General features: G+C 73.1%; 12 protein-coding genes. 3 read left to right on the forward strand and 9 right to left on the reverse strand.

Features of this window, described 5'->3' with window-relative positions; translation table 11 throughout:
• Positions 1-99 precede the first annotated feature (99 nt).
• Positions 100-2,193 carry an MMPL family transporter gene (locus tag NDW01_RS31370; protein WP_252827963.1) on the reverse strand — a complete coding sequence of 698 codons (2,094 nt, stop codon included), beginning with the start codon at positions 2,191-2,193 and terminating at the stop codon, positions 100-102.
• 174 nt (positions 2,194-2,367) lie between these two features.
• Between NDW01_RS31370 and NDW01_RS31375 the strand changes: the two genes are divergently transcribed.
• On the forward strand, positions 2,368-3,165 hold the full coding sequence (locus tag NDW01_RS31375; RefSeq protein ID WP_252827964.1) for an S-methyl-5'-thioadenosine phosphorylase: 798 nt from the start codon (positions 2,368-2,370) through the stop codon (positions 3,163-3,165).
• Between the two features lie 157 nt (positions 3,166-3,322).
• On the forward strand, positions 3,323-3,895 hold the full coding sequence (locus NDW01_RS31380) for an SAF domain-containing protein (protein WP_252827965.1): 573 nt from the start codon (positions 3,323-3,325) through the stop codon (positions 3,893-3,895).
• Between the two features lie 84 nt (positions 3,896-3,979).
• Here NDW01_RS31380 and NDW01_RS31385 read toward each other — a convergent pair whose 3' ends face one another.
• Positions 3,980-5,038, reverse strand: a complete 1,059-nt coding sequence (locus NDW01_RS31385) for a M15 family metallopeptidase (RefSeq protein WP_252827966.1) — start codon at positions 5,036-5,038, stop codon at positions 3,980-3,982.
• 87 nt (positions 5,039-5,125) lie between these two features.
• Positions 5,126-5,521 carry a hypothetical protein gene (locus tag NDW01_RS31390; protein WP_252827967.1) on the reverse strand — a complete coding sequence of 132 codons (396 nt, stop codon included), beginning with the start codon at positions 5,519-5,521 and terminating at the stop codon, positions 5,126-5,128.
• A gap of 191 nt (positions 5,522-5,712) precedes the next feature.
• Between NDW01_RS31390 and NDW01_RS31395 the strand changes: the two genes are divergently transcribed.
• A complete protein-coding gene (locus NDW01_RS31395; protein ID WP_252827968.1) occupies positions 5,713-6,867 on the forward strand; it encodes an ADP-ribosylglycohydrolase family protein in 1,155 nt (384 codons plus the stop codon).
• 18 nt (positions 6,868-6,885) lie between these two features.
• Here NDW01_RS31395 and NDW01_RS31400 read toward each other — a convergent pair whose 3' ends face one another.
• From NDW01_RS31400 to NDW01_RS31425, 6 genes are all read right to left on the reverse strand, one after another.
• Complete coding sequence (locus NDW01_RS31400) at positions 6,886-8,151, reverse strand: cytochrome P450 (RefSeq protein WP_252827969.1); 1,266 nt, start codon at positions 8,149-8,151, stop codon at positions 6,886-6,888.
• 87 nt (positions 8,152-8,238) lie between these two features.
• Positions 8,239-8,844 (reverse strand): GTP-binding protein, encoded by a 606-nt coding sequence (locus NDW01_RS31405; RefSeq protein ID WP_252827970.1) that lies wholly within the window; start codon positions 8,842-8,844, stop codon positions 8,239-8,241.
• Positions 8,825-9,184 (reverse strand): DUF742 domain-containing protein, encoded by a 360-nt coding sequence (locus tag NDW01_RS31410; protein ID WP_252777817.1) that lies wholly within the window; start codon positions 9,182-9,184, stop codon positions 8,825-8,827. Before NDW01_RS31410 ends, NDW01_RS31405 begins: the two co-directional genes overlap by 20 nt.
• Positions 9,181-9,600 (reverse strand): roadblock/LC7 domain-containing protein, encoded by a 420-nt coding sequence (locus tag NDW01_RS31415; RefSeq protein WP_252777818.1) that lies wholly within the window; start codon positions 9,598-9,600, stop codon positions 9,181-9,183. The genes NDW01_RS31410 and NDW01_RS31415 overlap by 4 nt, the downstream gene beginning before the upstream one ends.
• Positions 9,601-9,701: 101 nt before the next feature.
• Entirely contained in the window at positions 9,702-11,246 is a 1,545-nt protein-coding gene (locus NDW01_RS31420) for an ATP-binding protein (RefSeq protein WP_252827971.1), read from the reverse strand.
• A gap of 301 nt (positions 11,247-11,547) precedes the next feature.
• Positions 11,548-12,204 carry a choice-of-anchor P family protein gene (locus NDW01_RS31425; RefSeq protein ID WP_252777820.1) on the reverse strand — a complete coding sequence of 219 codons (657 nt, stop codon included), beginning with the start codon at positions 12,202-12,204 and terminating at the stop codon, positions 11,548-11,550.
• Positions 12,205-12,230 lie beyond the last annotated feature (26 nt).

The raw sequence follows: 12,230 nt of genomic DNA on the forward strand, positions 1-12,230 counted from the left end.
CGAGCGAGCCATGAGCACAGCGCCTCTGGTCACTCCTCCGACGAAGGAGGGCGCGTGAGCGGGCTCCCCGCCCGGTCGGGGAGCCCGCTCACGCCGTGATCAGCGCACGGTCTGCGGCATCGGCCGGTTCCCCGAGGCGGGGGACTCGTCCCCCGCGAGGCGGCCCGGCAGCCAGATCCGCCGCCCGACGTCGTACGCCAGGGCGGGGACGAGCAGCGACCGGATCAGCAGGCTGTCGAGCAGCACGCCGAACGCCACCGCGAACGCCATCTCCACGGTTCCCGTCACCGGCAGGGTCGCCAGCCCCGCGAACGTCGCGGCCAGCACGACCCCGGCCGAGGTGATCACGCCTCCGGTGACGGTGAGCCCGCGCAGCACGCCGCGGCGCGTGCCGAGCCGCTGCGACTCCTCACGCACCCGCGTCATGAGGAAGATGTTGTAGTCGACGCCGAGCGCGACCAGGAAGATGAAGATCTCCAGCGGGAACCCGGAGTCGGCGCCCTCGAAGCCGAACAGGTGCGTGAACACCAGCCCGCAGACGCCGAGCGACGCGCCGAACGACAGCACCACCGTGGCCATCAGCAGCAGCGGCGCGACGAGGGCCCGCAAGAGCAGGACCAGGATGACGAGCACGACGCCCAGGACGATCGGGATGATCACCTTGTTGTCGTGCGCGGCGGCGCGCTGGGTGTCGAGGTTGACCGCGGTGTTCCCGCCGACCTTCGCCCCCAGCGGGTGCACGGCGGCGCGCAGCCGGTCCACCGTGTCACGGGCCGCGCGGGTGTCCGCCTCGCTGGACAGCGTCGCCTCGTACTGCTCGTAGCCGCCCGCGACCACCGGGCCGCTCACGCCGGACACGCCGGGCGTACGGGCGATCGTGGCGCGCAGGCCGGGATTCGCCGGGCCGATGACGACCGCCGGGCTGCCCGTCCCGGCCGGGAAGTGCCGCGCCAGGACGCGCTCGCCCACCACCGAGTCGGGCGTGCCGACGAACTGACCGGCGTTGGAGATCGGCCCGGTCTTCAGCGACAGGATCCCGCAGGCCAGGGCGGCCAGCACCAGCACGCCGCCGACCGAGATGATCCGCGGCCGGGCGCTGACGAAGCGCGCGACGGCGGCCCAGACGCCGTGCTCCTTCTCCAGCGCGTCGGGCTCGTCGACGTACCGGGCGTCGAACCGCGGCACGACCGGCCAGAAGACTCCGCGCGGCAGCGCCACGAGCAGGGCGGGCAGGAGCGTGGTCATGGCGGCCAGGGCGCAGACGATGCCGACCGCCGCGACCGGGCCGAGGCCGCTGGTGGAGTTGAGCTCGGCGACGAGCAGGCACAGCAGGGCGATCGTCACGGTCGCGGCGCTGGCGAGGACGGCGGGCCCCGCGCGGCGCAGCGCGATCCGCATGGCCTCGTGCTTGTCCTCGTGCCGGTGCAGTTCCTCCCGGTACCGGGCGATCAGCAGCAGCGCGTAGTCCGTGCCCGCGCCGAACACCAGCACCGCCAGGATCGCGGTGCTCTGGCTGTTGACCGTGAGACCCGCCTTGGCCAGCAGGTAGACCAGGCCCTGGGACAGCATGTACGCCGAGCCGGCCGACAGCAGCGGCACGACCCACAGGAACGGGCTGCGGTACGTCAGCAGCAGCATGACGATCACGACGGCCAGGGTGACGAGCAGCAGCGTGCCGTCGATCGACATGAAGACGCCGATCAGGTCGGACATCGTGCCGCCCGGGCCGGTCACGCGGACGTCGAGGCCGGCCGGCGGTCCGCGTTCGACGACCTTACGGAGATCGTTGATCGTCTTGAGGACGACGTCCCCGTCACCGCCGACCGGCACGACGAGCTGCATCGCCCGGCCGTCCTCCGAGGTGATCGGGCCCGTCACCGACGTCACGTGCGAGACGCCCTTCAGCTCCGCGGCCGCCGACCGCGCGAACGCCACGTCCTGCGGCGTGACGCCGCCGCGCCGCTCGTACGACACGAGCGTGACGGTCCCGTCCTCGTGGTGCAGCCTCTTCTGCAGCTTGATGACCTTGGTCGCCTCGGCCGCGCCGGGCAGGTAGGCGTCGGCGCTGTTCTTCGTGACGCCCTGCAGCCTGCCTCCGAGTGCGCCGCCGACCATGAGCAGGATCAGCCAGGCGACGAGGACGACCCACTTGGTACGGCGGCCGGCGGGGACACCGGCCAGTCGGCTGGGCATGGTTCACCTTCCCGGGGAACGCGACATGTCTTCTCTATCGGCGAGAAGATATTACGCGTACGTCCTCGTGACAAGACATATCGCGAATCCGGCATCGGTCCACGGACGCGGGTTATCCACAGGATGGGGAGACCGTCTCGCCGCCCGGCGCGACGGGCGGCTAGGGTCCGGCTCATGCATGCAGAGATCGGCGTGATCGGCGGTTCCGGCTTCTACTCCTTCCTCGACGACGTCGAGGAGATCGAGGTGGACACCCCCTACGGCCCGCCCAGCGACACCATCGCCCTGACCACGGTGGCCGGCCGCCGCGTCGCGTTCCTCCCCCGGCACGGCCGCGACCACCGCTACCCGCCGCACAAGATCCCCTATCGGGCGAACCTCTGGGCTCTGCGCTCCCTCGGGGTTCGCCAGGTCGTCGCGCCCAGCGCCGTCGGCTCGCTCCTCCCGGCGTACGGCCCCGGCACCCTCGCCGTCCCCGACCAGCTCGTCGACCGCACCAGCGGCCGCGCGCAGACCTACTACGACGACGGCGCCGTGCACCTCTCCTTCGCCGACCCCTACTGCCCACGCGGCCGCCGCACCGCGCTGGAGACCGCCCGCGCGGCGGACTGGGAGCCGGTCGACGGCGGCACGCTCGTCGTCATCGAGGGGCCGCGCTTCTCCACGCGCGCCGAGTCCCGTTGGTACGCCGCCCAGGGCTGGACCCTCGTCGGCATGACCGGGCACCCCGAGGCGGTCCTCGCCCGCGAGCTCGCCCTCTGCTACATCCCGGCCTGCCTCGTCACCGACCTCGACGCCGGCATCGAGGAGGGCGAGGGCGTCACCCACGAGGAGGTGCTCCGCGTCTTCGCGCAGAACGTCGACCGGCTGCGCGACCTCGTCATCGACATCATCGGCGCGCTGCCCGCCGAGCGCGACTGCCCCTGCCCCCACGCCCTGGACGGCCTCGACGTGCCCATCGAGCTCCCATGACCACGCCGGCCCCGCCCGCGACTCCCCGGCGGGCTCGCCGAACTCACCGAGCTCCCATGACCGGCCCGGCCACGCCCGCGGTCCCCGGACGGCCTCGGCGTGCTCATCCAGCCGCCCTGACCGCCCCCACCCGGCTGCGGAAGCCGCGATGAGAGCGATGCTCAGCCGACACCGCCGGCTGCTCGCCGCCGTGCTGGCGGCAGCGGCGGCGGCGTTCGGTCTCGCCGCCGCCCGGCCTCACCAGCGTGGGGTGCCGGTCCTCATCGCCGCCCGCGACCTGCCCGGCGGCGCGACCCTGCGCTCCGCCGACGTCGCGATCCGCGCCCTGCCCGCCCGCGCCGTGCCCGCGGGGGCCGTCCGCCGGGCGGACGGGCGCACGCTGGCCGGGCCGGTGCGCCGGGGTGAGCCGCTGACCGACGTACGGCTGCGCGGCGGCACGCTGCTCGACGACGCGGAGCCGGGCTCCGTGGCGACGCCGGTCCGCCTCGCCGACGCCGCGGTCGTGCGGCTCCTGCACGCCGGCGACCGCGTGGACCTGCTGGCCGCGCGGGCCGAGGGGCCGCTGCCGGCGCGCACGGTCGCCGCCGCGGTCCCGGTCGTCGCGGTGCCCCGGCCCGGCCCCGACACCGACGACGGGGCGCTCGTCGTGCTGCGCACGGACCGCGCTCAGGCGGCGGCCATCGCCCGCGCCGCCGTCGACTCCCGCCTGTCGGTCACCATCGTCGGTTAGCCCCACGCTGCCCGCATGACCGGCGGGCGGCCGACTGCGGACGGCGATCCGCGGCCCGCGGCCCGCGGCCGCGAGCGGCAGGGGTCAGTCGCTGGAGTCCGGGGTGTTCTCCTTGGTGTACTCCCAGTGCCACGGCTCGAAGGGGCTGCTGTAGGCCCACGCCGGGTGGAAGAAGTCGTACGTCTTCGAATTCGCCTGGAGCCAGTTGAACTGCGCCGAGCCCTGGCTCTGCACGCCGCCGCACAGGTCGACGGCGGTGCCCCAGCCGTGGTTGCTGTGCCCCGGCACGGCCGCCATGCCGGGCCGGTTCGCGTAGATCCGCTGCTGCTCGGCGAGCGGCCGGTAGGAGTCGGTGAGGCACATCTGCGTGCCGAAGTGCGCCTTGTAGGCGGCGTTCAGCTTGTAGAAGGCCAGTGCCGCGTCGGGGCGGAGCTCCCGGCCCGGCTGCGGCAGCGGGCAGAGGTACCGCGCGGGGATGAGCCCGTTGGGGAACTTCCGCGCCTCGGCGACCAGGCTCCGCTGGCAGGACATCTGCAGGCGGGTGCTCGGGTCGAGCTTCTTCAGGGCGGCGGTCAGCTGGGCGGTGATGCGGCCGGCGCGCTGCTTCAGGGAGTTCATCTGCTGCTGGAGCTTCGCCTCCTCGACCGCGTTGTTCGACTGCAGCTCCTGCGCCGACGCGGCCAGCTGCTCGCGCTGCCTCTGCAGGCGGTTCGCCTTGTCGATGAGGGCCTTCTGGTCGTTGGTCAGCATCGTCAGGTCGGTCGCGGCGGCCAGCGCCCGGTCGGGGTCGTTGCCCCCGATCACGGCCGGGATGCCCATGACCCCCGGCTCCTTGTACGCGCTGGCGGCCAGCTGGGCCAGCGGCTCGCGGATCTTGTTGAGCTCCGCGTCGGCGGTGCCGAGGTCGGCGAGGGTGCTCTTGAGCTTGTCCTCGGAGGCGTTGAGCTGCTTCTTGCGCGCCTCCCAGGCCTTGGTGGCCTGGGACAGCTCGTTCTTGGCCTGGTCGGCCTGCTTGCGAAGGGCCTTGACGCTGTCGGCCGACGGCGATGGGGCGGCCGACGACTCACTCGCGGCGTCGAGCGTCAGCAGGAGCATGACCGCCGTGATCGCCGCGATCAGCGCCGCTGACCGAGTGCTTGGCACGCGGAGATCCTCCGGGGGACTGGCGAAGATGTGCGGCGGGTTGACGGTACTACAGGTGACGGCGTGCTTCGTGCTCTGCCCGTGACCTCATGGGGTCGTGTGGCCGCCGCGCCGGTGTTTGCACAGGTCCCACATCCACGGCCACTTCTTCAGCTCCGGCGGGCACTTGGTGTTCGCGGACGGGGACGGACGCGTGCTCGGGGTCGGGCGCGTCCGGGAGGTCGTGCCGCGGGTCGGTGTGTGCGAGGGGGAGGCCGACGCGGAGGACCGCGCCGTGGGGTGGACGCTGCGGGAGGCGACGATCTCGCCGAACGCCCGCTCGGTCTGTGCGACGGTGCCCGAGTCGCCGTGCGCCCGCGCCGACGGCGTCGCGGCGGCCGCCTGGGACCGCGAGGGGTCGTCGTGCCCGCCGCCACCTCGGACGGCGAACAGCCCGCCGATGATGAAGGCCGGCACGATGATGAGGACGGCGATCAGCGTCACGCCGCGACGGAACGGCAACAGCTCCAACCAACCCACCAGGCGGCTCGCGACGGTAGCACGCGGCTTGTCCGTTGCGTCCTCAAATAGGCCATTCACGGGAGCAGAGTAGCGACAAGGGACGCTCCGAGTAGTCGGAACCGGGCGACATGTGGCCTCCGCGTCCGGAACAGGCCCCTGGCAGACTTACCGGCGTGGGCGATCGCATGACTTTTCCGGACCCTGACCGCATGCTGGGCTGCCTGCTGGGCGGAGCCATCGGGGACGCGCTCGGCGCGCCGATCGAAGGCCGGCCGATCGCGGAGATCCGGGCGAAGCACGGCCCGGCGGGGCTGACCGAGTACAGCGACGCGCGGGTGCGGGCGGGCGCCGTCACCGACGACACCCAGATGTCGCTGTTCACCGCCGACGCGCTGATCCGGGCGTCCGTCCGCGAGCGGGGCAAGGGCATCGGCGGGGCCGCGCCCGGCCTGCTGCAGGCCGCGTACCTGCAGTGGCTGCGCACGCAGGGCGAGGACCTCCCCGATCAGGATTTCGGCGGAGGCTGGCTGTTCGCCCAGCCGGAGATGCATGAGCGGCGGGGGCCCGGCCAGACCTGCCTGAGCGCCCTGCACACGATCGCCGCGCGGCGGCGCCCGTACGTCCCGCTGGGGAGCGTCGAGGAGCCCATCAACGACTCGAAGGGCTGCGGCGGCGTCATGCGGGCGGCGCCGGCGGGGTTCCCCTTCTCCCCGCGCGTCCCGGACGGGGCGGCCGGCTGCCGCCGCGCCGCGTTCGCGATGGGGGCCACGTCCGCCGCCCTGACCCACGGCCACCCGAGCGGGTACCTGTCGGCCGGGGTGCTGGCCGCGACGGTCTGGGGCCTGCTGCGCGGCGCGGACCTGGCCGACGCGCTCGACGCCGCCCGTACGGTGCTGGAGTCGTACACGGATCACGAGGAGACCTCGGCGTCGCTCGACGCGGCGGTGGCGCTGGCCCGGGAGGGCGACGCGCTCACCCCCGAGCGGTTGGAGACGCTCGGCGGCGGCTGGACCGGCGAGGAGGCCCTGGCCATCGGCGTGTGCGCCGCGCTCTCCGTACGGGACGGCGCGCCCGTCGACGTCGTACGGCGGGCGCTGCGGCTCGCGGTCAACCACTCCGGGGACAGCGACTCCACCGGCTCGATCTGCGGCAACCTGCTGGGCGCGCGGTACGGCACGGCGGCGCTGCCCGGCCACTGGGTGGCCGGGGTCGAGCTGCGGCGCGTCATCGTGCAGATCGCCGCCGACGCCGCCCTGGAGTTCGGCCCGAACGCGCCGGCCGACCCGCGGACCGGTGACGTGCCGATGAGCTGGCACGCCCGCTCCTGACCGGCGGGAGCGATCGGTTCAGGCCATCGCCCTGACCGGGGCCGGGGAGAACTTCACCGGCAGCGCGGTCAGCGCGCGCACCCGGAAGGCCGGTCGCCATTCGAGCTCGTTCGGCGGCACCGCCAGCCGTACGTCCGGAAGACGGTCCAGGAGCACCTCGACGGCGGTCTCCGCGATGATCTCGCCGAGCTCCGGCGCCGGGAAGGGGCAGCCGTGGTCGCCGTGGCCGAAGGAGAAGTGGGCGTGGTTGGCCCGCGCCCCGGTGCCGGGCGCCGTCCGTACGAGCGGGTCGGAGTTCGCGCCGGCCAGGCAGATGACGACGGCGTCGCCGGCCCGGATGCGGCGGCCGCCCAGCCGGGTGTCGCGGGTGGCCCAGCGGAAGGTGTTCTGGGCGGGCGACTCCTCCCACAGCACCTCGTTCATCGCCTGTCCGACGCTGCGGCGCCCGCCCGCGAGGGTCAGGGAGAACCGGTCGTCGATCAGCATCAGCCGCAGCGTGTTGCCGATCCAGTTGGCCGTCGGGTCCTGGCCCGCGATCATCATGATGAGGAGGTCCTGGGTGAGCTCCTCCTCCGTGAGCTCCGCGGGGTGCCGCAGCATCCGGGAGGCGACGTCCGGGCCCGGCTCGGCGCGCTTGGTCTCCAGCAGGCGCCCCATCGCGCCCGCGAACCGCTGGTACGCCTCCAGCGCGCCCTCGCCGCCGTCCAGGACGGCCATCACGTCCTCCGCGATGCTCCACGCCTCGGACTCGGGCAGGCCGAACATCCCGGCGAGCGCGAGCGCCGGGATCCGGCTCGCGTACTGGACCATCAGCTCGGCGCCGTCGCCGCCGCAGAACTCGTCGATGAGGCCGTCGGCGATCCGCTCGCACCGGGCCCGCAGCTCGAACCGGTCGACCTCCGCCATGGCCTCGGTCATCGCCTGGGCCCGCCGCTGGTGGGCGGCGCCCTCGCTGAACAGGATCGATCCGGGCTGGTACCCGACGAGGGCCATGAGGGGCCAGTCCGGAGGGATGTTCTCCCACTGGTTCCAGCGGCGCGAGTCGCGGGCGAACAGCGTCGAGTCGCTGAGCACCTGGTGGACCTCGCGGTAGCCGAGGATCAGCCAGGCCGGCACGTCGCCTTCGAGCAGGATGGGCAGCACCTCACCGTTCCGGCTCCGCAGCTCGCCGTAGAGCCGGGCGGGGTTCTCCTTGTCGTAGCGCGGCCCGTACAGGGGGACGGAGTCGGGCGGGATCGGCGACGGTGGGCCGAGGGGCCGGATCGTCGGCTCGGGCTCGATCATGTGCCGAGGATGCCACGGATCATGATCATGTGACGGGCACCGGGGAGATTTCGCCCGGGAGCGGGACCGGGTGACCTCCCCGAGTGCTCAGCGGCCGCCGGTCTGGGCCGTCGACAGGGAGTAGAGGTGGTTGACCAGCGTGATCAGCACCTTCTTGGACGAGTCGCGCTCGCGGGCGTCGCAGTCGATCAGCGGGATGTCCTCGGAGAGGTCCAGCGCCTTCCGGATGTCCTCCAGCCGGTAGGCGGGGCCGCCGAAGTCGTTGCGGGCGACGATGAACGGCATGCCGTGGTGCTCGAGCCGGTCGATGGCGTACCAGGAGTCCTCGACCCGCCGGGTGTCCACGAGCACGACCGCCCCCAGGGTGCCGGAGAACAGCCGGTCCCACAGGAACCAGAACCGCTGCTGCCCCGGCGCGCCGAACAGGTACAGCACCATCTGGTCGTTCAGACTGATCCGCCCGAAGTCGAACGCCACCGTCGTGGTCGTCTTGTCCCGTACGCCGGCCGCGTCGTCGATGCCGACGCCGGCCCGGGTCATGACCTCCTCGGTGCTGAGGGGGCGGATCTCGCTGACCGAGCGGACCATGGTCGTCTTGCCGACGCCGAAGCCGCCGACGATGACGATCTTGAGTCCGTTGCTCGCGGTGCTCCGCAGCGGCGCGGTGACCCGGTCAGAGGTTTTCAAGTCCAAGGAGCACCTGCTTCAGGATGGCGGGTTCGGGGAGTTTGGTCTTGGCGGGTGCCGCCGTCGGATGACGCGCCGTGATCCGGCCCGTGTCGAGCAGGTCGCACAGCAGGATCTTCACCACGCTGACCGGCAGCCCGAGCTCGGCGGCGATCTCCACGACCGCCATCGGGTTCGTGCACATGCGCAGGATCTTCACGTGCTCGGACTGCATGCCCGGCGTGGGATCGCACTCGCTGACGATCAGAGAGACGATGTCGATCGAGTCCTCATCGACCCGGCTCCGGCCGCCGGTGACGATGTACAGCCGGTCCGGGTCCTCCCTGTCGACTGACCGGGACGTCATCGGGCGGCGCTGCCCTGCTGCGAACGCCGCGGCTGGGCGACCAGGTACTCGCCGAGCTGCTCGACCAGCTCGTGCATGTTGTGCCCGATCACGCCCACGTCGGCCTCCTCGCCGGCGATGAGGGCCAGGTGGGCGCCCTCCCCCGCCTCGACGATGAACAGCAGCCCGCCGTGGAACTCGGTCATGGACTGGCGGAGCCCGCCGGTGCCGTCGCCGAACTCCGCCGAGGCGCCGTAGGACAGGCTCTGGATGCCCGAGGCGATGGCGGCGAGCTGGTCGGCCTGGTCGGTGCTCAGCCCGTACGTGTGGCAGAGCTTCAGCCCGTCCTTGGACAGCACGATGGCGTGCCGGCTCTCGGGGGTCCGCTCGAGGAGGTTCTCCAGCAGCCAGTCGAGGTCGCGGTCTGTGGTCTTCATGGGTGGTGCGGGGCGGTGATCCGGGTGCGGGCACCGGAGACTCGTCCCCTGCCTCCTATCTGTTGTCGTGTCTTTCCGGCCTGGCAGGGTGAGCCGAGCGTTCAGCTCTGATCCGTCTTCGGCGCGGGCGCGTCACCGCTCGTGCGCCTGCGGCGACCGGCCTCCCGGAAGGCGCTGAACCGCGCTCCGGGGTCGGTCGTGGGTTTGTCGACGCGGGGTTTCGGCGCCTCGGACGCCTTGGCGGCCGCGGCCAGTGTCTGGCCCTTGCGGCGCCGTGGCAGCCCGGCGACCGTGCCGGCGCCGTCGGGGATGGTCTTGTTCGCGATGTCGATGATCTCCTGCGGCCCGGTCGCCGGGTCGGTGCGTTCGCCGGCGGGCGTCACGGCCGTGGCCTCCGCCGTCGTGCCGGAGGTGTTCGCGGCGGCGAAGGGCGCGGGCGGCTCGGCGAGCGCGACCGGCCGGGCGGGCGCGGCCGCGGTGTCCGGCCCGGCCGTGGCGCCTTCGGTACGGCGGGCGCCGAGGCCGACGACGCGGGACCCGCTCGGTTCGGCGCCCGGCGCCGGCTGCGTGATCAGCGACCTCGGGACCAGGACCACGACTCCGGTGCCGCCGCGGGAGGAGGGCCGGAAGGAGACCGTGAGGCCGTGCTTGCGGGCGAGGCAGCCCACCACCGCGAGGCCCAGCCGGGTACCGGAGAGGGTGGTCAGGTCCAGCGTCTCCGCCGAGACGGCCCGCTCGGCGCGCTCCAGCGCGGCGGCGCTCATGGCCAGGCCGCCGTCCTCGATCGTGACCACGACGCCCGCGTGCACCTCTTCGACGTAGACGTGCACCTCTTCGGACGGCGGGGAGAAGCTCGTCGCGTTGTCCATCAGCTCGGCGAGGGCGTGCATGACGCCTTCGGCGGCGTAGCCCGCGACCGCGACGGTGCTGGTGGAGTGCACCCGGACGCGCTGGTAGGCGCTGATCCGGCCCACCGCGCCGCGCAGGATGCTCTCCATCACGATCGGCTTGGTCCAGCGCCGTCCGGATCGGGCGCCGGTGAGCACGGCGATGCTGTCGGCGAGACGGCCGGCCTGCGCGGTCGTGTGGTCGAGCTTGAGCAGGTCGCCGAGGACCTCCTCGTCGTGGCGGTTCTCCATCTCGCGCAGGTCGGCGAGCATGCTGGTGGCGAGGGCCTGGACGCGGCCGGCGGCGTTCGCGCAGACCGACATGGCGGCGGCGCGCATGCGCTCTCCGCGGGCGATCTCGTCGACGATGGCGCGCAGGATCCGCCGGTGCTCGGCGGCGGCGGGCTGTTCGATCGAGGCCATCGCCGTGGCGCCGGACGCCCCGTCGCGCAGCCGCTTCACGACCGCCGGCAGGGTCTCGTCGGCGAGGCGGGCGGTCTGCGCCTCCATCGTCTCGACGCGCTCACGCAGGACACGGGCGCTCTGGAACCCGTAGGCCGCGGCCGACAGCGCGGCGCACAGGGCGAGCGCCGCGATCCCGGTGCAGGCGGCGACGAGCCCGCGATCCGCGGCGGGGACCGAGGCCGTCACCACCAGGCAGACGCCGCCGGTGACGACCACCGCGGCCAGCAGGACGAGCAGGGCCCGGTCCATCGGCGGGCGCTCGACCCGCTGGTGGGTAGGAACGTGTGCTGACATCAATCAGGTCCTCGTCGCGGTTGGAGCAGAAGACGGGGTCATCCGGAGCCGTGGGCGGGCCGTCCCCGCGGGGGCGCACGACCGCAGTGGGGAATGGCCGATAATTCGCTATGCAAGTGTCGTACGGGGCGCGGACGGCGAAGTCCCTGGTAGGAACCAAGCCGCGTATGGGACGGAAATAGTAGTGGTTCAGTAGTTGCTACGGAACTGTTTGTCGCTTTTGCCCTTCACGAACAGCCGCAAAACACAACACGACGGCCCCCGGGCGATGCGCCCGGGGGCCGTCGTGTCGTGGATCCGCTCAGCCGGTGACGGGCAGGTCGCTGGGCACCGGCTTGGGCTTCGGCGCCTGGCCGGGCGGCTCCTGGCCAGGCGGCTCCTCGCGGACGCCGGAGCAGGTGGCGGAGGAGACGCTGAGGGTCTGGGTACGGCCGGGGCCGAGGGGCAGCGTCACCTGGATGGCGGTGACGGTCAGGCTGCCGTCGGCGTTCCGCGTCTGCTTGTTCAGGGTGACGGAGGCGGTGCCGAGCCCCTGGACGGGAATCCTGAGCGCGCTGTTCGGCGCGGCGACGGCGGCCAGGCGGTGCCCGGCGAGGGAGGCGTTCGCCAGGCGGCTGGCGCCGGTGCCTGCGGTGCAGGTGGCGGTGACCAGGTGCGCGGTGAGGGCCGCCTTGGCGACGCTCAGGTCGGTGACGCTGGCCCGCGCGAAGGCGGGCTTGGCCGTGACGTGCAGGACCTTGACGTCGATGAGGGGGTTGGCCGGCAGGTGCAGCAGGCTCCGGTCGGCGGTGTCGGCGACGGCCGGGGTGGCGGGGATGGCGACCAGGCCGCTGGCGGCCAGGCCGTAGGCGGAGCCGGTCCCGGTCGTGGCCGAGGCCGTACCGGTCAGGGCCAGGGCCAGCGGCGCGGCCAGCGCACCGGCGGCCACCGCGCAGGCGGCCAGACGTGTCGAACGCATTGCGAACTCCTTGAAAGTGGATGGAG

Origin of the sequence: Actinoallomurus soli, from assembly GCF_024055715.1 — a bacterium.
In the GTDB taxonomy this organism is placed as follows: domain Bacteria; phylum Actinomycetota; class Actinomycetes; order Streptosporangiales; family Streptosporangiaceae; genus Actinoallomurus; species Actinoallomurus soli.

What these genes read in the sequence shown, in the direction of transcription:
- NDW01_RS31370 (WP_252827963.1), bottom strand. Translation starts at nt 2,193, where the DNA reads ATGCCCAGCCGACTGGCCGGTGTCCCCGCCGGCCGCCGTACCAAGTGG.
- NDW01_RS31375 (WP_252827964.1), top strand. Translation starts at nt 2,368, where the DNA reads ATGCATGCAGAGATCGGCGTGATCGGCGGTTCCGGCTTCTACTCCTTC.
- NDW01_RS31380 (WP_252827965.1), top strand. Translation starts at nt 3,323, where the DNA reads ATGCTCAGCCGACACCGCCGGCTGCTCGCCGCCGTGCTGGCGGCAGCG.
- NDW01_RS31400 (WP_252827969.1), bottom strand. Translation starts at nt 8,151, where the DNA reads ATGATCGAGCCCGAGCCGACGATCCGGCCCCTCGGCCCACCGTCGCCG.
- NDW01_RS31410 (WP_252777817.1), bottom strand. Translation starts at nt 9,184, where the DNA reads ATGACGTCCCGGTCAGTCGACAGGGAGGACCCGGACCGGCTGTACATC.
- NDW01_RS31415 (WP_252777818.1), bottom strand. Translation starts at nt 9,600, where the DNA reads ATGAAGACCACAGACCGCGACCTCGACTGGCTGCTGGAGAACCTCCTC.
- NDW01_RS31420 (WP_252827971.1), bottom strand. Translation starts at nt 11,246, where the DNA reads ATGTCAGCACACGTTCCTACCCACCAGCGGGTCGAGCGCCCGCCGATG.
- NDW01_RS31425 (WP_252777820.1), bottom strand. Translation starts at nt 12,204, where the DNA reads ATGCGTTCGACACGTCTGGCCGCCTGCGCGGTGGCCGCCGGTGCGCTG.